The sequence below is a fragment of the Clostridium cavendishii DSM 21758 genome (assembly GCF_900141845.1).
Lineage (GTDB): Bacteria > Bacillota > Clostridia > Clostridiales > Clostridiaceae > Clostridium_AG > Clostridium_AG cavendishii.
Genome location: NZ_FQZB01000016.1, coordinates 54,018 through 74,570 on the forward strand (window position 1 = coordinate 54,018; position 20,553 = coordinate 74,570).

At 27.8% G+C, this 20,553-nt stretch carries 30 protein-coding genes; 28 read left to right on the plus strand and 2 right to left on the minus strand.

Annotation, left to right across the window (positions count from 1 at the left end):
* Positions 1 to 49: 49 nt before the first annotated feature.
* On the minus strand, positions 50 to 394 hold the full coding sequence (locus tag BUB01_RS17960) for a hypothetical protein (RefSeq protein ID WP_072991370.1): 345 nt from the start codon (positions 392 to 394) through the stop codon (positions 50 to 52).
* A gap of 657 nt (positions 395 to 1,051) precedes the next feature.
* Between BUB01_RS17960 and BUB01_RS22785 the strand changes: the two genes are divergently transcribed.
* The 21 genes from BUB01_RS22785 (at position 1,052) to BUB01_RS18060 (ending at position 12,818) form a co-directional block, all read left to right on the plus strand.
* Positions 1,052 to 2,812, plus strand: a complete 1,761-nt coding sequence (locus BUB01_RS22785) for a polymorphic toxin type 50 domain-containing protein (protein ID WP_084108987.1) — start codon at positions 1,052 to 1,054, stop codon at positions 2,810 to 2,812.
* 14 nt (positions 2,813 to 2,826) lie between these two features.
* The gene (locus BUB01_RS17975) at positions 2,827 to 3,090 is read left to right on the plus strand and encodes a hypothetical protein (protein WP_072991373.1); all 264 of its coding nucleotides are present in this window, start codon (positions 2,827 to 2,829) and stop codon (positions 3,088 to 3,090) included.
* A gap of 49 nt (positions 3,091 to 3,139) precedes the next feature.
* On the plus strand, positions 3,140 to 3,643 hold the full coding sequence (locus BUB01_RS17980) for a DUF3267 domain-containing protein (protein WP_072991376.1): 504 nt from the start codon (positions 3,140 to 3,142) through the stop codon (positions 3,641 to 3,643).
* A 64-nt stretch (positions 3,644 to 3,707) separates the two neighbouring features.
* A complete protein-coding gene (locus BUB01_RS17985) occupies positions 3,708 to 4,112 on the plus strand; it encodes a hypothetical protein (RefSeq protein WP_072991379.1) in 405 nt (134 codons plus the stop codon).
* A 68-nt stretch (positions 4,113 to 4,180) separates the two neighbouring features.
* Positions 4,181 to 4,363, plus strand: a complete 183-nt coding sequence (locus BUB01_RS17990) for a hypothetical protein (RefSeq protein ID WP_072991382.1) — start codon at positions 4,181 to 4,183, stop codon at positions 4,361 to 4,363.
* Between the two features lie 660 nt (positions 4,364 to 5,023).
* Entirely contained in the window at positions 5,024 to 5,179 is a 156-nt protein-coding gene (locus BUB01_RS23610) for a hypothetical protein (protein ID WP_207650002.1), read from the plus strand.
* Between the two features lie 121 nt (positions 5,180 to 5,300).
* Positions 5,301 to 5,603, plus strand: a complete 303-nt coding sequence (locus BUB01_RS17995; protein ID WP_084108993.1) for a hypothetical protein — start codon at positions 5,301 to 5,303, stop codon at positions 5,601 to 5,603.
* A complete protein-coding gene (locus BUB01_RS18000; protein WP_072991386.1) occupies positions 5,593 to 5,994 on the plus strand; it encodes a hypothetical protein in 402 nt (133 codons plus the stop codon). Before BUB01_RS17995 ends, BUB01_RS18000 begins: the two co-directional genes overlap by 11 nt.
* Before the next feature lie 14 nt (positions 5,995 to 6,008).
* Positions 6,009 to 6,512: a hypothetical protein gene (locus BUB01_RS18005; RefSeq protein WP_072991390.1), complete on the plus strand. Its 504-nt coding sequence runs from the start codon at positions 6,009 to 6,011 to the stop codon at positions 6,510 to 6,512.
* Between the two features lie 24 nt (positions 6,513 to 6,536).
* Complete coding sequence (locus BUB01_RS18010; protein WP_072991393.1) at positions 6,537 to 6,995, plus strand: DUF4274 domain-containing protein; 459 nt, start codon at positions 6,537 to 6,539, stop codon at positions 6,993 to 6,995.
* Between the two features lie 16 nt (positions 6,996 to 7,011).
* Positions 7,012 to 7,515 (plus strand): hypothetical protein, encoded by a 504-nt coding sequence (locus BUB01_RS18015; protein WP_072991395.1) that lies wholly within the window; start codon positions 7,012 to 7,014, stop codon positions 7,513 to 7,515.
* Between the two features lie 62 nt (positions 7,516 to 7,577).
* A complete protein-coding gene (locus tag BUB01_RS18020; RefSeq protein WP_072991397.1) occupies positions 7,578 to 7,853 on the plus strand; it encodes an SMI1/KNR4 family protein in 276 nt (91 codons plus the stop codon).
* Positions 7,854 to 7,958: 105 nt separating this feature from the next.
* On the plus strand, positions 7,959 to 8,402 hold the full coding sequence (locus tag BUB01_RS18025; protein WP_072991399.1) for a hypothetical protein: 444 nt from the start codon (positions 7,959 to 7,961) through the stop codon (positions 8,400 to 8,402).
* 72 nt (positions 8,403 to 8,474) lie between these two features.
* Positions 8,475 to 8,942: a hypothetical protein gene (locus tag BUB01_RS18030; protein ID WP_072991401.1), complete on the plus strand. Its 468-nt coding sequence runs from the start codon at positions 8,475 to 8,477 to the stop codon at positions 8,940 to 8,942.
* Entirely contained in the window at positions 8,920 to 9,237 is a 318-nt protein-coding gene (locus tag BUB01_RS18035; protein WP_072991403.1) for a DUF7832 domain-containing protein, read from the plus strand. The genes BUB01_RS18030 and BUB01_RS18035 overlap by 23 nt, the downstream gene beginning before the upstream one ends.
* A gap of 107 nt (positions 9,238 to 9,344) precedes the next feature.
* Positions 9,345 to 9,716, plus strand: a complete 372-nt coding sequence (locus BUB01_RS18040; RefSeq protein ID WP_072991405.1) for a hypothetical protein — start codon at positions 9,345 to 9,347, stop codon at positions 9,714 to 9,716.
* Between the two features lie 53 nt (positions 9,717 to 9,769).
* On the plus strand, positions 9,770 to 10,909 hold the full coding sequence (locus BUB01_RS18045; RefSeq protein ID WP_242958437.1) for an ATP-grasp domain-containing protein: 1,140 nt from the start codon (positions 9,770 to 9,772) through the stop codon (positions 10,907 to 10,909).
* Positions 10,910 to 11,202: 293 nt separating this feature from the next.
* Positions 11,203 to 11,379, plus strand: coding sequence for a small acid-soluble spore protein (locus tag BUB01_RS22980; RefSeq protein ID WP_143152530.1), 177 nt, complete (start codon positions 11,203 to 11,205; stop codon positions 11,377 to 11,379).
* A 205-nt stretch (positions 11,380 to 11,584) separates the two neighbouring features.
* Positions 11,585 to 11,791, plus strand: a complete 207-nt coding sequence (locus tag BUB01_RS18050; protein ID WP_072991407.1) for an alpha/beta-type small acid-soluble spore protein — start codon at positions 11,585 to 11,587, stop codon at positions 11,789 to 11,791.
* 250 nt (positions 11,792 to 12,041) lie between these two features.
* Positions 12,042 to 12,302, plus strand: a complete 261-nt coding sequence (locus tag BUB01_RS18055; protein ID WP_072991409.1) for a hypothetical protein — start codon at positions 12,042 to 12,044, stop codon at positions 12,300 to 12,302.
* A gap of 144 nt (positions 12,303 to 12,446) precedes the next feature.
* Positions 12,447 to 12,818, plus strand: a complete 372-nt coding sequence (locus BUB01_RS18060) for a hypothetical protein (protein ID WP_072991411.1) — start codon at positions 12,447 to 12,449, stop codon at positions 12,816 to 12,818.
* Positions 12,819 to 12,941: 123 nt separating this feature from the next.
* Here the strand turns inward: BUB01_RS18060 and BUB01_RS18065 are convergent, their stop codons facing one another.
* On the minus strand, positions 12,942 to 13,859 hold the full coding sequence (locus tag BUB01_RS18065; RefSeq protein WP_242958438.1) for a magnesium transporter CorA family protein: 918 nt from the start codon (positions 13,857 to 13,859) through the stop codon (positions 12,942 to 12,944).
* A 321-nt stretch (positions 13,860 to 14,180) separates the two neighbouring features.
* On the opposite strand from BUB01_RS18065, the gene BUB01_RS18070 reads away from it, so the two are divergent.
* From BUB01_RS18070 to BUB01_RS18100, 7 genes are all read left to right on the plus strand, one after another.
* Positions 14,181 to 14,522, plus strand: a complete 342-nt coding sequence (locus tag BUB01_RS18070; RefSeq protein WP_072991416.1) for a hypothetical protein — start codon at positions 14,181 to 14,183, stop codon at positions 14,520 to 14,522.
* Between the two features lie 162 nt (positions 14,523 to 14,684).
* On the plus strand, positions 14,685 to 15,611 hold the full coding sequence (rbsK, locus tag BUB01_RS18075; protein ID WP_072991419.1) for a ribokinase: 927 nt from the start codon (positions 14,685 to 14,687) through the stop codon (positions 15,609 to 15,611).
* Between the two features lie 4 nt (positions 15,612 to 15,615).
* Positions 15,616 to 16,011 (plus strand): D-ribose pyranase, encoded by a 396-nt coding sequence (rbsD, locus tag BUB01_RS18080; RefSeq protein ID WP_072991422.1) that lies wholly within the window; start codon positions 15,616 to 15,618, stop codon positions 16,009 to 16,011.
* Between the two features lie 12 nt (positions 16,012 to 16,023).
* On the plus strand, positions 16,024 to 17,520 hold the full coding sequence (locus tag BUB01_RS18085) for a sugar ABC transporter ATP-binding protein (protein ID WP_072991425.1): 1,497 nt from the start codon (positions 16,024 to 16,026) through the stop codon (positions 17,518 to 17,520).
* Between the two features lie 27 nt (positions 17,521 to 17,547).
* The gene (locus BUB01_RS18090) at positions 17,548 to 18,477 is read left to right on the plus strand and encodes an ABC transporter permease subunit (protein ID WP_072991428.1); all 930 of its coding nucleotides are present in this window, start codon (positions 17,548 to 17,550) and stop codon (positions 18,475 to 18,477) included.
* A gap of 13 nt (positions 18,478 to 18,490) precedes the next feature.
* Entirely contained in the window at positions 18,491 to 19,396 is a 906-nt protein-coding gene (gene rbsB, locus BUB01_RS18095) for a ribose ABC transporter substrate-binding protein RbsB (protein ID WP_072991431.1), read from the plus strand.
* A 143-nt stretch (positions 19,397 to 19,539) separates the two neighbouring features.
* Positions 19,540 to 20,538 (plus strand): LacI family DNA-binding transcriptional regulator, encoded by a 999-nt coding sequence (locus BUB01_RS18100; RefSeq protein ID WP_072991435.1) that lies wholly within the window; start codon positions 19,540 to 19,542, stop codon positions 20,536 to 20,538.
* Positions 20,539 to 20,553: the final 15 nt, after the last annotated feature.

The window sequence follows — 20,553 nt, forward strand, 5'->3', positions numbered from 1 at the left end:
ATTCTATTAGAAGACAGCTCCAAATCATTAAAACATAATATTATATTTTTTAATTATAGTAAAGAAATGCATCCTCAAAATCCGCTTTTGTCATATATAGTACCCCATCTCTAAATAATGATTTAGGGTATTTCCTTAATATGTCAGTTATTCGCATAGATTTTGTACCATAATTGCTGTCAACTGTTTGTACAATTCCAGAAAAATAAACAACCTTAAGTCCTGCATTTTCAGCTAATTCACGAATAGGGGTAAGTGAATTAGATGAAGTTGCATACGTTGCTTGAATTCCATCCTTTTGAATTTCATTTGCTTTAACAGTTGTTGAATTAAATGTTAAAGCAGATACCAATAATGTACCTGTTAAAATTGATGTTAATAAGATTTTTTTCATTTTCTAATCCTCCATAAATTTATTTTGATTACATAAATAGAATATCATTGAACTTGTCTGATGTAAATATATTGAAGGGATACAAAAAAGTTACATAAAAGTTACAGAAAGGTTACATTGGAAAATCAAAAAAAAGTTTAAAGAAAAATTTATACAATTAATTTTAAAAACCTATTTTACATACATTTTATTTATTAAAATAGATGCTATATATAAAAACCTTCAAAATCTTATGTATGCCTATTTACCAGGGGCAAAATAAAATGACAATTATCTAATAAGTACAAATTACTTTACACTTCATTGCACAGATACTGGTATTACCCCAAGTAAAAAAGCGTAGAAATTCTACGCTTTTTTTAATGTAACTAAAGATGTCTTACGTTACTTCTGTTTCTCTATACATTTTTTACAAGTTTCTAAATTACATTCTTTACATATATCACAAAATAAATCAGGTAAAGCTGTAATAAGAGATTATACTACTTTTTTATTCTTACAACTGAATTAATTTATAATTTATTTATATAATCTTCAGTTTAACAAATTTTTTTAGCTAGTGTTCAAAAATAAAATCCTTAGCCTTGTGTTTTTTGTTTTATATATCAATATTAAGAGTATAATTACATAATTGTAAATAATATGTTAAAATAGTAAATGATTTTAATTTTAAAGGGGGAAATCAAAATATATAATAAATTAAAACATTTTACATTTGTATTTACAATTTTCTTTTTCATTAGTCTTATAGGTACATATACTTTACCTACACAATTTAATAATAAATACATAGGAGAGAATAAGGAAGCTCAGGCTAATCCAGCTGCTCTAGCTCCTGAACTAGCTCCAGTTCCTGTCATCGGTGAAATACTTATGATAGCTACTTTAGGCTATGCTGTTGCTCATCAAGATAATACAGAGAGTATGAAAGCTATAGATGCTTTTCAGAAACATGATTTTAAAGAGTTTAGTAGAATATCAATGGAACAATCTAAACCTGTTGATTTGAGCGCTGATTTTAGGGCAAAAGTTTATGATGGCCTTTGTAGTAGTACTACCTTTATGCAAAATACTTTTTATGATGTAAAAACTCAAACTATATATATGACTCAAGATGCTATACAGGCTTTGAAAAAAACTTATCATAATATTACTGATAGTATTAGTATTAGTCCTGGTATTCCTAGTAATTTTGATTTGACTAAGCTTGTTAATACTACTGGATTACAGCCTTTTATTGGGGGACACACTGATTATGGTAATGTAATTATTTTTGTTAATCCTGTAGATGTCATATCGGTTAATTCAACTCCTAATAATGGTATTAGCGTTGTTTTGAAAGAAGGAGCGCCTTATTGTTTTCCAAGTTCAGGTTCAACTGTCTTTCCAGTTATTTTAAGTTCTAGTTCTATTAGTTATTATAATCCCAAATATCCTTTTTCTAATATTTATGGTTGTCCTTCTATTCCTAATTTTGGTTCTAATACAACTCCATCTATTTGTTATGACCCAACAATTCAAAAAGGTATTGATGCTCTGCCTAATACTGGCTCTATAGCTATACCTTTTAATCCTAGCTTGAATGATTATGCCCGTAATACTTCAGTACATTTTCCTAACATTAATGATATAGCATTACCTAAATCAGTTCAGGCTATTCCATCTACTGCTATTCCTTTAGATAGGGTTAAAGATAATACATTTGAGGATGCTTTTCCTAAAATTGATGATATATGCTCACCAACAGAAGAAGCACAAGAAAATATAAAACCAACAACTGATTCCTTAACAGTGCAAAGATATATAAATGGTAGACCAGTAGTAATAAATCAATCATTACAAGATGCACATATAAAAGGGACAAAGGCATATGAAGCAGATATAGCAAAAGGTATAACCAGAAGTTTGTTAACTGAAGATGCTAGTGAATTACTTGATTATTACTCAGGGACAGGATATAAAATTAATGATTATACTGAGTTGGTGGACTTTCAATATACTATAGGACAATATTACGATGCTAGTAAGAAAACTTTTATGGATACTACTATGGGTGTTATAATATATGGAGTCAATGGAGCACATATTATACCTGCTAATACAGATAGTAATCCAAAAAAAGATACTGAAGAAACAAGACCTAATTTTAAAACAGAAGAATTATTAAAAGAGCACTATGATAAGCATGTAGTAGACCAAAAGGAATTTGGTAATATAACTGAGAAAGAATATTTAGAGGGGGCACAAGATATTGTTAAGTCTAAGGGTGAGAATACTATATTAAAGAAAAAACGTAAAAATGGAGATGAATTATTGTATAAGGAGTCTGCAAATGAATTTGTAGCACAAGATAGACTTGGCAATATAAAAACTTATTTTAAGCCAAAGGATGGAATTAATTATTACAATAAAATGTGATTGGAGTTGATAATATGTATATTTGTCCTGTTTGTGGATATAATGAACTTGATGAAAAACCATACGATTTAGATGGAAATCCTTCATATGAAATATGTAGCTGTTGTGGCTTTGAATTTGGATTTGATGATGATAGTGAAGGTGAGAGCTTTGAAAGTTATCGTACAAAATGGTTGAATAAAAATGCTAAATGGTTTAGGGAGAAAAAGAAAAAGGAAAACTGGAACTTAGAGGAACAACTTAAAAATATTAATATTTACTTTAAAAATAACAAATAAAGTTTAAACCTAACAAGACATGTCAATACTTCAATTAGGAGGTGTGGACATGTCTTTTATAATTACAAAGAAAACTCATATATTATGCCTTGTAATAGCTTGTATAATAGTTGTTCTACAAATGAACACTATAATTCTTATCAACGCTAATATAATTGAATTATTTCAATCTCATGTAGTTTTAAAGTATTATTTAATGTTATTGATAATAGCTACTATAAATACTCTTATACATGAACTAATACATGGACTAACTTATAAGATGCTTGGTGGTAAATTTAAAATAGGATTCAAAGGGATATTTGCTTATACAAAAGAAACTACAGGGATAAGATTAACAGTTATAGAACTTACTATAGTATTATTAGCTCCAGTAACATTAATATCTATTATATCATTATTTATACCAGTAGTAGGTGGGTTAGTATTTTTTATAAATTTATTAGGGAGTACAGGGGATTTATTAATGGCTTTTTGGCTAATTAGAGCAGATAAAAATTCACTAATATTAGATACTGATAAGGGATTTGATGTGATAGAAAATTATATATAAAGATACATTAATTTGCATTAAAAATAAATTTTTGATAATATAGACGTGAATAGGGGGAGAGTAAATGAAAATAACAGGAATAATAGGTTTTATTTTAATTTTATTGGCTGATATACTTTTATTTGTAACAAGCATGAGTTTACCAGCAGGAAGTACCACTAGTAAAATATTATTAATATTTGCAGTAGCGAGTTTAGTTGTATCAATTTTATATTTTGTATCAGGATTAAAGGCTAATAAATTATTAGCTATAATATCAAGTGCAGTATTTATTTTAATGCCTATAATAGTATTTTTTACTATAAGATTAAATATAAAAGATGATATGAATGAGTTTGGTAAATATTTTGCTCCAGATAGCGCTATGGCATTCCTACTAATAACTATGATTTTAGAAATAGTGTTTGGAATAACTGGAGTAATATTAGGAACAGTTAACAAGAATAAAAAAGTAAATTTAAATCAATAAAGAAAAAAAGTATGTACAAATTAGGGTGCATACTCTTTTAGTTACAATTAAAAGGAAGGCGTTATTTTATGGAAGATATAATAGGAAAGATAACAGAGTTTACTAATGGAAAGACAAAAGTAATAATTACTAGAGTTTCAAGTGGTGAAGATAAAACAAAAGAGTTATTGAGAGCCGTAATGCCTGAATGTGAAATTACATTTAAACCTGAACTAGATGAAATTATAGGAGTAAAAAATAAATATAAATAAAACTTTTAAGAATAATTTATTATATTAGAATTATTATAAAACCAGAACTTATTTCTCCTGGCCTTATATACATTAATCAAAAAGTTTTACATTTAACATATAATTTATCTTCTACTTTGTCAACGGTTTGTCAACGCCGAGTAAATTTTTCTAAAGTATTTTAAATGTAAATGGATGTTTATAAATTTTACACGTTTGCGATAAACCCAGTTATACCAATGCTTTTAGAGGATAATTAATTTTCGTAAATGCAACTAAATTTCTTGAAAGCTTGAATGGGTAACAACCCAATGGTTGGTGCTACAGTTGCTGTTGCAGTTGCTATAGAAGAAGCAATGAACAAATAATTCAAAGTATTGTTTCTTAATATTAAAGTTCTGAACATAAAAACAAAGTTCTGAACAATGTAAGAGCAAATATGTATGAAAACCAAATACGAAACCATTCATGGTCAAGTATTGGTATAAATAAATTAGCCTTGTGCTTAGAGAATAATCTAGGTACAAGGCTTTTTCATACCCAAAAACACCCTCAAAAACGTTTCATCCACACTCCATAATCTAAGTAAAATCAACGGTTTGGGTAGGTAAGGTATGAGCCCTTGATGGAGCTCCTGTTTTTATTTCTGAGTTTAATACTAAAGAAAAACCAAATAAATCCATGAAATGTACTGCAGGTACCAAATCGGGTAGAAGCAAAGCTAATGAAGGGAAAAACTTCATTCATAACGCAATTTTATTGCTGGTGGACATAGTAGGGACAAGATGTAAGGAAAATGGCAGTTTTAATGGTAAAATGGATATAAGGGAAAGTTAGGGGTATTATTATAAGCGGTAAAAAATAATATGAATTTCATTTGCTAATGATTAATAAAATATTTAAAATTAAGATAGAGGGGAATAAGCGACTATTATTAGAAAATAAGGTGGGGATGTAAATGTCTAATGGAAGTAACTTTAAATTAGATAACGATATATGGGAATGGATAGAAAATGGCAAGGAATATTTCAAAAGTGAGTTAATTAAAGAAATTAATAAAGAGCATATTCTATATGGTATAGAAGTAAAAGAAATAGCACGTAGGGAAGATTGTGATGATGTCTTATTTTTATTGCTTGATGGTTCAAATAGATATGCAGTTGTTCATTTGACATGGTCAGGTAAAAGTGAAGATAGTAAAAACTATCCTAGAACAAGACTGTATGATACTTTAGGGGAAGTGATTAAAAATGAGTATTAAAATAGAATTTAAACCAATAGAAACAGAACTTGGGGTTATTAAAGGTAGAGACTCAATATATTTAGATGAAATTAATTATGACTATGTTAATAAAAAAGTTGAATTACTAGGAGAAATAAATGGGGAACTTTGTGAAAATAGAAATGATAAGTTTATTAAATATTCATTAGAGTTTAAAGGGGTATACATATTCAATATGGTTGAACTAGATTTAAGTTATAAATTAGTAGGGAATGATTTTTCTGTAGCAAGTTTTTTAGAAATAGAATGTTCAGAAAAATTAAATCATGCTGAAAAAATAAGAAATCAAAAACTTAAAAGTTTTTTAGTACAAACATATGATGATGTATTTGAGGTAATATGTGAATCTTACAACTTTAAATTATATTAAGTGAGGTGGATTATATGGACTCATTACAATTGCTTGTAGAGGTATACAGTGAGGGAATTGGTTGTGGAATGTTTACAATTGAAGAAACTATAAATTTTTGTGATAAATTAATTGAATATCTAGAAAATCCACCATATGAAATTATAGAAGTATCTTTAATGTCACAGGCTAAAATTAATGATATTGAGAATAAACTTAGTGAATTAAATTGTTATAGTGAGATTAATAGAGATGAGATAGTTAAAATTATATTGTCGGTTATTTATAAAAAGTATAGTAATAATGAAATAGGTATTGTAAAAGCAATTAAATGTACGGATACATTATTAATTCACACAAACCTATCTTATGAGGATGAATATTATGATTTATATGGATTAGATGATTCTTATTATTTGGCTCAAAGTGGTACTTATGGTGATTTAGATGAAGTAGTAATTCAGTTTAAAGATGCAATTAGTAGGTATGAAAGTTATTATAAAAAATTTGAAGAGTTAATTGATAATATATTTGAATAGGGATATAAGATGAGGAGATAGTATATGGATGATAATTATCAATGGATAAGAGAGTTGCTTTATGATGATATTTCAAAATTAGAGGAGAAAATTAATAAAATAAATGATCCAATAGCGCTCCATATTATAGCATGTAAATATAATTGGGATGATGGGTTTAATATTCCTAAACTAATTATAGAAAATAAAAATTGTGATTTGGGTACGGCCTCGATGATATTTTATGATGCAGATGGGTATGCATTTTTAAATGGAAATAATGAAGATGAATCAGCGAACTTGAAAGAATGGTTTAGTTTTCTTAGTTATCTATATGGGAAAATATTTAATGGAGAGTTTGTTAGTAAAAGTATTCAATATACACCTGAACTAACTAAAGTTCAGATTTACAAATTAAAGAAAGTTAATCCTAGTATACCAGGAATATTATTAAATGGGGTAGTAGGAATTAAAGTTAATGAAGTTGGGTTTGGATGTAATTAATATGAAGGAGATAAAAATGAAAGAGAATTTAATTGAAGAAAAAATTAAGATTTATTTAAAAGAAATTCAAAATATTTGTTGGTTTATACATGCAGGAGAAAATAGTGGTAAATATACAGTGGCGGTATCTTTTACTGAAGCATGGGATGATTGGAATGATAGGATGATGGAATTGTGGAGCATAAAAACTCATAATATTGAAGTTGTTGCAATTGATATTATTGGCGATGAATCAATTGATTTGATATTTGATAGAGTTGCACAGGCAAGTGGTCCTAAAATATCAGATGGATTATTAAGGTTTCAAGAAAGACTTGAAGATATGGGATTAGATAGCGATGGATGTGGGTTAGAGTATGAGGTCATGGACTTTATTAAAAGAGATATCGCTTGGGCATGTATAGAGTTTGTTATAGGTAAGAAAGATTTCTTCAATGAGGTTTTACAAGTTCTTTCTGAAGGTCGATGGCCATGTTCATGGGATGGAAGTTATCCAGAAGGTAGATTTGTAGTAATGTAATATAAATGGTAGAAAGCAGATAGAGAAAATAGATGTAAAAGGTGTATTTCAATAATTTTAATTTGGATGAATTTTGTAGTGGATCAGATTATTATATTAATAAAGAAGCAGTTACAGATGAAATGATAAAAAATGCAGAAAAATTATTAGGATATAAATTACCTCAAGCATATATAGAATTAATAAAAACTAGAAATGGGGGAAGTACTGTGAATAAATGTTTTTCTACAAATAGACCAACATTATGGGCTGAAGATCATATTGCTATTACTGGAATTTGTGGAATAGGTGGAACATGGGGGATTGATTCAGATGAGTTAGTACAGGCTATTTTTTAGATAAAGAACTTGCGTTATTATAAATAGTTAAAAGTGAAATTGGCTCTGTATAGTATAGGTAAAATAAAGAAGCATCATGGAAGAAGATTTTGAGGAGGGAGAAAAATGGGAAAATGTTATTTTGAATTTGAAATTAATAATAATGATAGATTTAGTAAACTACAGAAATTTTTTTATGTGATAAAAGAAGAGAAATCGAAAGAGAATATTATAGCAGATGATTCAAAGTGGATTGGCTATTTTGAAGAAGACGTTCTTGTGAAATTCTGGTGGCCAACTTCTGATGAACTTAATGAGTATGCAAAACAATGGAAAGAAACTCCGATAAATGAACGATTTACATCTCCTAAGTTACAACGTCCATGGGATTTTGAATCAATGATAGATGCCTTTTCTAATGGTGAATATGACTTTGTATCTTGTGAGCGAATATCAAATGGAAAAGGAAAAATCGAATTTAATCCGTGGGCTTGGCCTTATGGTGGCTCTAGTGCTTTTAGAGCATTAATAGAATATCATGGGTTCAAAATACTGAGTGAAGTTGTTTAATTTATTAGATAGTTAGTAATTCAACTAGAATTTATAAAAAATATAATTATAAAAGATAATAAATCTTTAGGTATGAGTAACGGTACTTCTGCCGTGTTTTTTACTGTGCTAGGATTAAGTGGGTCAAGACTTGCTAAAAGTAAGAAAGAAAAAGAAATTATAATATGGCTATTAGAAAAGGATCAAAAATATATAGGGCGTGGAGCAATTGGATTTGATATATGTGATATGCCTTGGGAAATTGATACTTTCGAAGAAGAAAAAAAATTCTTGCTTAATGTAATAAAAAAAGTTAAAGAGAGAGTTGGATGGAAAACTTTAAATTATAATCCAAATGAAGAGTTTATAATCCCTAATATTGATATTTTATTAGATATGATAGTTGAATTTGATCCAAAATATATAGATGAAAATAATTACAAAGAGTGGCTTGATGCATCAGATGAGTCTGATCCTTTAAATCAAGGATTTCCTGTATGTGAAAAACACAAAATGTTACTAACATGTTTTGGGTGTTATGCTTGTAATTATGGGGGTTAATGAAAATGGGGGTACACATATTGGGATGTATTTAGCATGGATAATATTAAATAATTTAGAAGGCGAAGAATTACATGAAGGAGGGGAAAAAGAGTTAGAGTTTACATTAAGTTATTATTTAGATAATGGGGAAGGTTATGGAGAATATATAAATGATTATTTAGAGATATTTGACAATGATGCCAAGGAAACGTTTTATGCCTTGGAGAATACATGGGAAAATTATGATAAAATTGCACCTATTATAAGTAAAAGATATAAACAGTGGAAAGAATATAGAAGAATGGATAAATGAAAAAAAGACAAGTTAAGGGTTAAAGTGAAATCGGATGATGCAACTAGTGAAAAAGTTGTTAATATAATCTTAACGGTATTATAGATATGAGTGGAGAGTATTGAAAAATGGAACTAATGGCTTTAAAAATTCCAACAGGTTATGCAATTTGTCATAATAATTTTTATGATGTTGAACCTGAAATTTCTGATGATGGAACAGATATAATAGATAATTGGGGGTGTTTTACTGAGGATATTTTACAAATAAATAAAATGATTTTAAAGAATGGTCAATGGTGTTGTGATTATACCACTTGTATTGTAATTGATTTAGGATGGTATCCAGATGGAGATATAAATGGGGAATATGGATTGGTTTTGGCTAAAGTTAATAAAGATCATAGTTGGGATATAATTAAAAAAGCACATTCTAAAAATAGATTTGAAATAAGAGATATTATTGAAGAATGGATGGAATTATATATAAAAGTAAACTGAAAAATAAATATAAGTGGACATGAAATTAAAATTAGATTGTTGGGGGTGAAGAAATGAAGGATAATTTTGTATTAAAAGTGGAAGAGGTATTTGATATTAAAGGACGTGGAACAGTTATAGCTGGAAAATATAAAGGAATTGTTAAAGTAGGAGATATATTAATAACATTAACAGGAGAAAAAGTTAAAGTCTTAGGAATAGAAATGCTGAGAATTATTGAAGGGAATTATGATGAAAGAATAGGATTATTAGTTGAGTGGAAAGAATTTAAAAAGGAAGTGTTTAAAGATAAATTGCTTTTTAGAAGTTATAATACTACATTTTTATTTTGTAGTGATCCATTAAATAAGAATAAGCCTGATATGGATTATATAGATGAATATGAAGAAGCAAAGAGTAATGGGATTAATGTACTTTTATTTAGCTATGAGGATTTAACTGAGTTTGGAAAAGTAAATGTATCATTAAATCCACAAATTAATAGGGTGATTTATAGAGGGTGGATGCTTAAACCTAAAGAGTATGAATGTCTTTATAATAATCTTGAGGATAAAAATTATTATCTTATAAATACTCCAGATGAATATGTAAATACTCATTATTTACCTAATTGGTATCAGCATTTTGAAGTCTTAACACCTAAAACAATTTGGAGTGAAAATGTTCCTAATAAAGAAGAGATAATAAATATGTTAAAAGATTTTAATGAAGAACCAATAATAGTTAAGGATTATGTTAAATCTCGTAAGCATGAATGGTATGAGAGCTGTTATATTGAAAATCCTAAAGAAACAGAAAAAGCATTAAAAGTGGTTAATAACTTTATTAAAGGTCAAGGAGAATATTTAAATCAGGGTGTTGTTTTAAGGAAATTTATTGAATTAGAGTCTATAGGTTTTCATGGGAAAAGTGGAATGCCGATTTCGAATGAATTAAGATTATTTATTTTTAATTATAAAGTGGTATGTGTAGTTGGGTATTGGAATGGTAAAAATATTAATGAATATCCTGAATTTGTAGATGACATAATAGAAAAAATAAAAAATATAAAAAGTAATTTTTTCACAGTTGATATTGCTAAAAAATCTAATGGAGAATGGATTGTTATGGAATTAGGAGATGGACAAGTATCAGGATTACAAGAATATGATGTTAAAACTTTTTATTTAAGTTTAATAAAAAGTTTAGAATGAAAATATAATAAAACTTATTCGCGAGTTAAATCTTTCTATTATGATAAAAGAAATTTTACTTAAAGAAATAAGAGAATTTATAGGTATAAAATTACATGCTGTATAATTAAATAAATTAACAATTATAAAGTATATAGAACATAAAACTAATTTTATCAAAGAAAAATGGTAAAGCTAGTTAACAATGTTTTTCAATGCTAGCTCTGTTAATAGTTTTATAGATTATTATTTATTAATAAGGTTAATATATTACTATTAAAAAAATAATAAATATTATAAAGGAGTGAAATAATATGTCTCCAAATAATAGAAATTATAAAGGGTTAGTACCACAACTAAGGGAAGGTTTATATAGACCAAGAAATGAAGTTACATCAAAAGTAGAATTGGAAAACTATAAAGAAAACTTTTATTCTAAAGAGAATACAAATGTTGATGAAGAAATAGTAAAAAAGAAGGTAGAAGATTAATAAAAAATTTAAAATAAATATAAAATTAGCTTTGCGTTTAGAAAATAATCTAAGTACAAGGCTTTTTTATGTTATGTATATATTGGTTAAAAGAGTAAAAGGAGGTTTTAAATACTAGTATTGGTAATGATTCTATAGATTATTAGTTTTTAAAATGGTTAAGATATTAATACCAAAAAATAAAATATAAAGGAGGAAGTTAAATATGGCTTCAAATAATAGAAGTAATAGAACTTTAGTTCCACAAGCAAGACAAGGTTTAAACAGATGGAAATATGAGGTTGCATCAGATGTTGGATTACAAAATTATGAAAATACTGATAAGGGAAATCTTTCTTCTAGACAAAATGGAAGTGTTGGCGGAGAAATGGTTAAGAGAATGGTTCAAAGCTATGAACAAAATTTAAAATAATAATAATAGTAAATGCACTAAGTTAGTCTTGGTGCATTTATATATGTAAATTATAGAATAGTTAAAACTAAATGTTTATAGGTAAAATCGACCTTGGCATTTATTATATGAATAATTGGACAAGCAATCAAAAATAAAACGAATATGAATCCACTATAAAAATAAAAAGAATATATTTAAATAAAATTGGGGAATACAAAGTTATAGAGTAATAAAAAAACATGAGCAGGTATATAATGGAGGCTAAAAAATGATAAGGAATATTAGAATGAAAGAAATGCTAGAAAAGATATTAAAGGGTTTAAAAAATATAGCTATAGAAGATGATTCAATAGTTAGTAAAACTATAAGTATTAAAATAGATGATATAGTAGTTGTTTATCCACATGAAATAGATTTTTGGATTACAACAAATAATTCAAAAACATATATATTAGATTTACAACAAGACACTTTATATGAAAAGGTTAGTGATGATATAGCAACAGAATATGATGATTTAACTTTCTAATAAAGTAAGTGGTAAATAGTATTAATAAGTTGTTATATGCAAGAATAAATTATGATCAATTTTTGAATATATGTAACGCATAAATTTGATTAAGAGTATAGTAGGAGTATAGTTATGATTTAATTGCATATGAGGCGATATATTATGGATGATAGTTTAATTAGAAAAGAATTAAATATAACATTTACTACTGAAGAACTTAATCAAATATTTAGCTTTGTTAAAAATCCTTCAGTTATAGATAGTATAGCAGATATAAAAAAAAATCTTATTTCATATACATTACTAGAAAAACTTGATATATATATATATCTTAATTTTGGAAAAGAAATAGTAGATGAACTAGAAAAATTTATAGAAAATGCAAATTATTCAGATGTTGATAATTTTATTAATGGATTATTAGAAAACAAAGATTTCATTAATAACGAAACAAATAAATTAATAGCTGTAATATTATATATTTATTGTATTCATAAAATAAATAAGCGAGAGAATTCTTACAAATTAAACTAGTAATAAAAGTGTTATAAGTATCAGAAAAAACGAAAACAATAAAAATGTTTTCGCTTTTTTTTAAGTATATAAAGAGTATTAAAACTTAGAAATTGTATATATATATATTTAGTTAAGAAATTATTAAAACCATTCATCTTTTTTTATAAGTAAGACTACTCCTATAATAACTGTTGGAATAAATATCATTCCAAATACTATCCAAAAGGCCATAGAATAATCATGCATTGGAATTCCTTGTACGTTCATAGAAAAAAGTCCGCTAACAAGAGTCATTGGTAATATAGCAACTTGAATAATAGTAAAAGTCCGCATCAAACCGTTTATTGTATGATTTGTAAGGGATGCGAAAGTACTATCAGCAGATTCAATAACCTCTTTATAGTTTTCGAGCATATCCCATATTTTCTCTATTTTATCAGTAATATCATCAAAATATATATCCATATCCTTAGGAAGATATTTTTTGATAACTTTTTCTAAAGTTAAAATAACTGGTCTTAATGGTTTAATAACACTTCTATAATTTATTATTTGCATTTTTGTTCTTGATATATTTTCAAGCATTGCTTTTGATCGGGTAGCAAAAACTTGTTTATTTATTGCGTTAACTATATTTCCAATTTTATCGAGCATAGGAAAACAATAATCAAATAAAGTCTTAATTATTTCGTAAAGGAGTAATGCAGAGCCTTTTTCCATGTACTTAATTTTTAGATTTTCTTTTATGTTGCAATTATGTGCAAGTTCTACTAATGGTTTAAGTTCTCCTTCATGAAGTGTAACTAAGTAGTTTTCACCTATGAAGATGTCTATTTCTTCAGAGTCAAGTCTAAAAAGTTCCTTTTTATATCTTGGGAGATGTAGCACAATAAAGCTATAATCCTCATATGAATCTACCTTTGACCTCTGATGTTCAGTCATACAATCTTCTAACAGAAGGTCATGAAAGTCATACATGTCTTTAAGCATTTTAATTTCCTTATTGGTAGGTCTAATAATATCAATCCATTTAAGTCCATTAAATTCTATTATGTGCACTTCTGAATCTAGCTTTTTGACGATTATAGGTTGATTTTTAGTAGTTTTAAATGGTTTTTTTAACGTATTAATCTTCCTCCATTCTCTATGTGAAAATATTATATTTACAAATAGTAGTTGTATATTGTAGTTATAGTTTTATTTAATATAGGATGCTTTAACTTTTTGGTTACATTAAATAATTTACAATAATTTTGATTTTAGTATATCCATTAACCTATACAAATACACATTGAATAAACATATTTTAGTAGACTGTTAGACTTAACTTCTATTATAATATAAAAAGGGAAATGAAATATAATTTAGGGGGACTTACTTATGGATAATGAAATAGTAAAAGAATTAAATGACGAAAAATTGTTACCTATAGCAATAAAAGAAATATTTAATGGAATAATAGAAGAATTGAATGAGAAAACAAATAAACTAAATAATAACAATAAAGAAATATTAAAACTTGAAACAATTTATAATTTTGAACATGCCTTGGTGGCTGATAATATAATTGATTCTGAAAATTTAACAATTAAAACATATAAAGAATTGAAGGATAAGATGCGTCAATTTGAAGAAAATAATATAAAGATAATAAAGAATATATGTGATTTGAAAACAAAAAAAGAGAAATTTGAGCAATTTTATAATATAAATGATAATTAAAATTAAATTTTTAAAGAAATGTTAGTATACAAGAATAAGTATACTAATTTTTTTTTGATAGCATTTAAGAAAAAATTTTCAGAAAACTCTTGCAAAACGTTTTCAAGTGTATTATTATATAGTTAACCGATTTAGTAAAACGTTTCAGTAGAGGTGATATATATGAATAAGGTAGTAGTTTTAGGAAGTTTAAACATGGATATGGTGTTAAAAGTAGATCATATAGTTAAGGTTGGTGAAACCATATTATCAAAGTCATTTGAAAAAATACCTGGGGGTAAAGGTGCAAATCAAGCAGTTGCAGCTAGAAGATCAGGAGCAGAAGTAACTATGCTTGGTAAAATAGGAAAAGATGAAAATGGACAAATTTTAGTAGATGAATTAAATAAGGATGGAATAAATACGAGTGAAATAACAATAAGTGAGAATGAGTCAACAGGAATGGCAATGATAATGGTTGGTGATACTGGAAATAATTCGATAGTAGTTATACCAGCATCAAATATGGATATTAAAGATGAAGTTACAAAGTGGGAAAGCAGTATACTAAATGGAGATATACTTATAACACAATTAGAAACTCCAGAAAAAGCTGCAATAGAAGCTTTCAAGTTTGCTAAGAATAATGGAAAAGTAACAATCTTAAATCCAGCACCAGCAAAACAAATAAGTGATGAATTGTTAAAATATACCGATATTATAATACCAAATGAAACAGAAGCTGAAACTTTAACAGGAGTTAAAGTAGAAGATCTAGAAACAGCAAAAGATGCAGCTAAGGTATTTAATGAAAAAGGAGTAGAATATGTAATAATTACTCTTGGTTCAAAGGGTGCAGCTGTTATAGGAAAAGAAGAGGCAGAAGTGATACCAGCATTTAAGGTAAATGCAATAGATACAACAGCTGCTGGAGATAGCTTTATAGGTGGGTTAAGTTCAAAATTAGATTGTAAAAACTTAAATTTAGAAAATATAAAAAAAGCTGTTCTTTTTGGAAACAGAGTATCATCAATATCAGTAACGAGAAAAGGAGCTCAACCTTCAATACCATATTTAAAAGAAGTAAAAGAGCTTTATGGGGAGGTATAAACAAATGAGAAAAACAACATTATTAAATTCAGAAATATCAGAAGTAATATCAAAGATGGGACACACTGATATGCTTGCCATAGGAGACTGTGGCTTGCCTATTCCAAATGAAACAAGAAGAATAGATTTAGCATTAATAAAAAACTTACCTACATTTATTGATACATTAAAAGCTGTATTAGAAGAGTTACAAGTTGAAGAAATAATTTTAGCAACTGAAACTAGAGAAGTAAGTCCTAAATTATATGAAGAAATAAACAATTTATTAGGAGATAAAAAGGTGACTTTTGTATCTCATGAACAATTAAAGGTGAATTTAAAGAAATGTAAAGCAGTAGTAAGAACAGGAGAACAAACTCCATATGCAAATATAATATTGAAATCAGGAGTTGTATTTTAGGAGGTATAACCTATGGATAAAAGAATACCAATGCTTGAAATGAAGAATATATCAAAAAGCTTTCCAGGAGTAAAAGCTTTAGAAGATGTAAGCTTAAAAGCTTATGGTGGAGAAGTTACTGCACTTATGGGAGAGAATGGAGCTGGTAAATCAACACTTATGAAGATTCTTAGTGGTGTTTACCAGAAGGATGAAGGTAGTGTATTTATAGAAGGAAATGAAGTAAAAGTAAAAAATATTAAAGAAGCAGAGTCTTATGGAGTTACTATAATACATCAAGAATTAAGTGTTATACCAAATTTAACAGTAGCAGAAAATATATTTTTAGGTAATGAAAAAGTTTCTAAGTTTTCAAGAAGAGTAGATAAAAAGATGTTGGAAGAAAGAAGTAAACTATTTTTAGATCAAATAGGATGTAAGATAGATCCTTCAACTTTAGTTAAGGATATCAATGTTGGAGAAAAACAAATGATAGAAATTGCTAAAGCTCTAACTAAGAATGCAAGAATAATTATAATGGATGAGCCTACTACAGCTCTTACAGATGTTGAAACTAAGCATTTATTTAATGTTATAGAAAGCTTAAAGAAAAAAGGAATAGCTATCATTTATATATCACACAGAATGGAAGAAATCTTTGCAATATGTGATAGAGTTGAAGTATTAAGAGATGGAAGATATGTTGGAGATGCAAAAATTAAAGATATAGATAATGATAAGCTTATAGCTATGATGGTTGGAAGAAAGATAGAAGATCAATTTCCTTATAAGGAAGTTAAAAAAGGAAAAGTACTGCTTGAAGCTAAAAACATATCATGCAAAGAAGGCGTAAAAAATGCTTCACTGCATGTTAAAGAAGGTGAAATCTTAGGGGTTGCAGGACTTATGGGGTCTGGTAGGACAGAGTTTGCTAAAACTATTTTTGGAGATTTCAAGGCAATAGAAGGAACTATAGAGCTTGAAGGAAAGGAAATTAAAATAAATTGTCCTAGAGAAGCTATAGATAAAGGTATATGTTATCTTTCTGAAGATAGAAAAAAAGAAGGTTGTGTTCTTAATCTTTCAGTAGGAGAGAATATGACTCTTTCCAATATTTCCTCTTATGAAAACGTATTAAAAAGAATTGATAAGAAGAAAGAAGCTAAAGAGATAGAAGGTTATATTAAAAAATTAAATATAAAAACTCCTAATAGACATCAGCTTATTAAAAATTTAAGTGGTGGTAATCAACAAAAAGTTATTTTAGCAAAATGGCTTATGTTATCTCCAAGTGTTTTAATTATAGATGAACCTACTAGAGGTATAGATGTAGGAGCTAAAAAAGAAATTTACGAATTATTAAATGAATTAAAAGCCAAAGGTAAAGCAATAATTATGATAAGTTCAGACCTTCCAGAAGTACTAGGAATAAGCGATAGAATAATTGTCATGAGTGAAGGTAGAGTTACAGGAGAATTAAAAAGAGAAGAAGCTAATCAAGAAAATATAATGAAATTAGCCTTAGCATAAGAGTAAAAGTAATAAGGAGTGAACAAGATGAACATCAATTTAAAAACAATGGAAAAATATAAATCACTAATTGCTCTAATAGTATTATGTGTGGGAATATCTATTATTACACCAAGTTTTTTAACATTTGCAAATATAACAAATGTACTTACTCAAGTATCAGTAAATGCGATAATAGCAGTAGGAATGACTTTCGTAATATTAACAGGGGGAATAGATCTTTCAGTTGGTTCAACTTTAGCTATAACAGGAGCGATAGCAGCTAGTATTGTAAAATCAACAGGAAATGTATTCTTAGCATTTATAGTAGCAGCTATAATAGGTACAGCTATAGGACTTGTAAACGGTATAATAATTTCTAAAGGGAAGCTTCAAGCATTTATTGCAACTCTTGCAACTATGACAATATTAAGAGGACTTACTTATGTATTTACAAATGGAACACCAATATCAGGACTTGGAAAAGGATTTACTTCTTTAGGAAATGGACAAATAGCAGTACTTCCAGTGCCAGTTTTAATAACAGCTTTAGTATTTATAATAGCATATTATGCATTAACACAAACAAGATTTGGTAGATATTTATATGCACTAGGTGGGAACGAAGATTCAGCTAGATTATCAGGAATTAATACAGATAAAATAAAGGCAACTGCATATGCAGTATCAGGTCTAGTAGCTGCATTAAGTGGAATTATAGTAACAAGTAGAATAGGTTCAGCTTCACCAAATGCTGGTGTAGGTTATGAACTAGATGCAATAGCTGCCGTAGTAATTGGTGGAACAAGTCTTTCAGGTGGAGAAGGTAAAATAACTGGAACAATAATTGGTGCTCTTATAATTGGGGTACTTAACAACGGACTAAATTTAATGAACGTATCACCATTCTATCAATCAATAGTAAAAGGAGCAGTTATATTAATAGCTGTACTTATGGATAAGAAAGGTAGAAAATAAGGAGGAAGTTAAAATGAAAAATAAAATAAAGAAGATTTTAACCCTTTCCTTAGTTGCCACAATATCATTAGGTAGCTTTGTAGGATGTAGTAAAAAGGATAAACCAACTTTAGGTATGGTAGTATCAACTTTAAATAACCCTTTCTTCTTATCTATGAAAGATGGAGCTGAAAAGAAGGCTAAAGAAATGGGATACAATTTGGTAGTTTTGGATTCTCAAAATGATCCAGCTAAGGAAAGATCAAATGTAGAAGATTTAGTTCAACTTGGGATAAAAGCACTTATTTTAAATCCTACAGATTCAGATGCAGCAGAAAATACGGCAAATGTATTAAAGAAAAAGGAAATTCCAATAATAACATTAGATAGAGGTGTAAATAATGTAGATATTGATTTACACATAGCTTCTGACAATATTGTTGGTGGAGAAATGGCTGGTAAATATGTTTTAGATAATGTGAAAAAAAGTGAAATAAAGGTAGTAGAACTTCAAGGAGTACCAGGAGCTTCAGCAACAAGAGATAGAGGAAAAGGATTTCATAATATCTTAGATAAAGATCCAAAAGTTAAATTTGTGTCAGTTCAAGCTGCAGATTTTGATAGACAAAAAGGGTTAACAGTAATGGAGAATATAATTCAGGCAAATCCAGAAATAGATGTAGTATTTGCACATAACGATGAAATGGCTTTGGGAGCTATAAAGGCATTAAAAGCAGCAAATAAGACCAATACAATGGTAATAGGCTTTGATGGAAATGATGATGCAAAAGAGGCTGTAAAAAATGGAGATATGACTATAACAATTGCACAACAGCCAGATTTGATGGGATCTTTAGCAGTAGAATATGGAGATAAATTTGCAAAAGCAGAAAAAGTTGATAAATTTATTCCAGCTGATTTAAAAATATTTAAAAAATAAATAATTGATTTTAAATCGAATGGGTGTTAAATTAGCTATAAAATTTATAAGCCCATTCGATTTTTTAGTATTAAGTAAGTAATTACAAATTGGAAGTTGTTTGATATAATGGGGTTACAAAATCAGGAGAGAGAGGATAATTTATGAGCAAGGTAAGATTAGCAGATATAGCAAAGATGGCTAACGTTTCAAAGACAACGGTCTCAATGGTATTAAATGATAAAAATATAAATGTTTCAGAAGAAACTAGAAAGAACATAAAAAGGATAGCAGAAGAGTTAAATTACATACCAGATACAGTAGCACGAAGTTTAAGTACTAAAAAGACAAATATATTAGGTATAATAAATCCTGATATTGAAAATCCATTTTTTTCAGAAATGGTAAAAGCTATAGAGAAGAAGGCTGAGTATTATAAATATAGCATTATACTTTGTAATAGTTATAATGATTATAAAAAAGAAGAAAAATACTTAAAACTTTTAATAAGTAAAAGAGTAGATGGGGTTATAGTTTTATCTGGAGGAAAAGGAAGTACAGCTATAGACACATTAAAGAAAAATAAAATTCCTTTTGTGGTAGTAGATAGATATATAGAAAGTGAAGAATCATATAGTGGAGTCTTTTGTGATAATGATAAAGGAATAGATATTGGGGTTAGATATTTGTTTGATAAAGGAAAAAGAAATATAGCATTTATAAGAGGAGAAGAGGAGTTAACAGCTGCTAATTTAAGATATAATGCTTTTGAAAAAACAGCTAAGGATCTTGGAATATTCAATAAAAACTTAGTAGAAGAAGAAAGCTTTACAATAGAAGGTGGTAAAAATAGTACCCAAAAATTGATGGAAAAAAAGGAAAAAGTAGATGCTATATTTTATAGCTCTGATGTTATGGCACTTGGAGGAATGAAGTATTTGATTAGAAATGGATATAAAGTTCCAGAAGATATATCAGTACTTGGCTATGATAATATAAATATAGCTTCATTAATAGAGCCAGAACTAACTACTATTGCTCAGCCAATTTATGAAATGGGTAAGAAAGCATGTGAGCTTTTGATTGAGATGATTGATGAACAGAAAGAAGAAAAAATAATATATTTAGATCCTAAGCTTGTAGAAAGAAGTACTGTATTATAGTGGTGTATATAGAAA

What these genes read in the sequence shown, in the direction of transcription:
- BUB01_RS17960 (WP_072991370.1), bottom strand. Translation starts at nt 394, where the DNA reads ATGAAAAAAATCTTATTAACATCAATTTTAACAGGTACATTATTGGTA.
- BUB01_RS22785 (WP_084108987.1), top strand. Translation starts at nt 1,052, where the DNA reads ATGATTTTAATTTTAAAGGGGGAAATCAAAATATATAATAAATTAAAA.
- BUB01_RS17975 (WP_072991373.1), top strand. Translation starts at nt 2,827, where the DNA reads ATGTATATTTGTCCTGTTTGTGGATATAATGAACTTGATGAAAAACCA.
- BUB01_RS17980 (WP_072991376.1), top strand. Translation starts at nt 3,140, where the DNA reads ATGTCTTTTATAATTACAAAGAAAACTCATATATTATGCCTTGTAATA.
- BUB01_RS17985 (WP_072991379.1), top strand. Translation starts at nt 3,708, where the DNA reads ATGAAAATAACAGGAATAATAGGTTTTATTTTAATTTTATTGGCTGAT.
- BUB01_RS17990 (WP_072991382.1), top strand. Translation starts at nt 4,181, where the DNA reads ATGGAAGATATAATAGGAAAGATAACAGAGTTTACTAATGGAAAGACA.
- BUB01_RS23610 (WP_207650002.1), top strand. Translation starts at nt 5,024, where the DNA reads ATGAAATGTACTGCAGGTACCAAATCGGGTAGAAGCAAAGCTAATGAA.
- BUB01_RS17995 (WP_084108993.1), top strand. Translation starts at nt 5,301, where the DNA reads ATGTCTAATGGAAGTAACTTTAAATTAGATAACGATATATGGGAATGG.
- BUB01_RS18000 (WP_072991386.1), top strand. Translation starts at nt 5,593, where the DNA reads ATGAGTATTAAAATAGAATTTAAACCAATAGAAACAGAACTTGGGGTT.
- BUB01_RS18005 (WP_072991390.1), top strand. Translation starts at nt 6,009, where the DNA reads ATGGACTCATTACAATTGCTTGTAGAGGTATACAGTGAGGGAATTGGT.
- BUB01_RS18010 (WP_072991393.1), top strand. Translation starts at nt 6,537, where the DNA reads ATGGATGATAATTATCAATGGATAAGAGAGTTGCTTTATGATGATATT.
- BUB01_RS18015 (WP_072991395.1), top strand. Translation starts at nt 7,012, where the DNA reads ATGAAAGAGAATTTAATTGAAGAAAAAATTAAGATTTATTTAAAAGAA.
- BUB01_RS18025 (WP_072991399.1), top strand. Translation starts at nt 7,959, where the DNA reads ATGGGAAAATGTTATTTTGAATTTGAAATTAATAATAATGATAGATTT.
- BUB01_RS18030 (WP_072991401.1), top strand. Translation starts at nt 8,475, where the DNA reads ATGAGTAACGGTACTTCTGCCGTGTTTTTTACTGTGCTAGGATTAAGT.
- BUB01_RS18035 (WP_072991403.1), top strand. Translation starts at nt 8,920, where the DNA reads ATGCTTGTAATTATGGGGGTTAATGAAAATGGGGGTACACATATTGGG.
- BUB01_RS18040 (WP_072991405.1), top strand. Translation starts at nt 9,345, where the DNA reads ATGGAACTAATGGCTTTAAAAATTCCAACAGGTTATGCAATTTGTCAT.
- BUB01_RS18045 (WP_242958437.1), top strand. Translation starts at nt 9,770, where the DNA reads ATGAAGGATAATTTTGTATTAAAAGTGGAAGAGGTATTTGATATTAAA.
- BUB01_RS22980 (WP_143152530.1), top strand. Translation starts at nt 11,203, where the DNA reads ATGTCTCCAAATAATAGAAATTATAAAGGGTTAGTACCACAACTAAGG.
- BUB01_RS18050 (WP_072991407.1), top strand. Translation starts at nt 11,585, where the DNA reads ATGGCTTCAAATAATAGAAGTAATAGAACTTTAGTTCCACAAGCAAGA.
- BUB01_RS18055 (WP_072991409.1), top strand. Translation starts at nt 12,042, where the DNA reads ATGATAAGGAATATTAGAATGAAAGAAATGCTAGAAAAGATATTAAAG.
- BUB01_RS18060 (WP_072991411.1), top strand. Translation starts at nt 12,447, where the DNA reads ATGGATGATAGTTTAATTAGAAAAGAATTAAATATAACATTTACTACT.
- BUB01_RS18070 (WP_072991416.1), top strand. Translation starts at nt 14,181, where the DNA reads ATGGATAATGAAATAGTAAAAGAATTAAATGACGAAAAATTGTTACCT.
- rbsK (WP_072991419.1), top strand. Translation starts at nt 14,685, where the DNA reads ATGAATAAGGTAGTAGTTTTAGGAAGTTTAAACATGGATATGGTGTTA.
- rbsD (WP_072991422.1), top strand. Translation starts at nt 15,616, where the DNA reads ATGAGAAAAACAACATTATTAAATTCAGAAATATCAGAAGTAATATCA.
- BUB01_RS18085 (WP_072991425.1), top strand. Translation starts at nt 16,024, where the DNA reads ATGGATAAAAGAATACCAATGCTTGAAATGAAGAATATATCAAAAAGC.
- BUB01_RS18090 (WP_072991428.1), top strand. Translation starts at nt 17,548, where the DNA reads ATGAACATCAATTTAAAAACAATGGAAAAATATAAATCACTAATTGCT.
- rbsB (WP_072991431.1), top strand. Translation starts at nt 18,491, where the DNA reads ATGAAAAATAAAATAAAGAAGATTTTAACCCTTTCCTTAGTTGCCACA.
- BUB01_RS18100 (WP_072991435.1), top strand. Translation starts at nt 19,540, where the DNA reads ATGAGCAAGGTAAGATTAGCAGATATAGCAAAGATGGCTAACGTTTCA.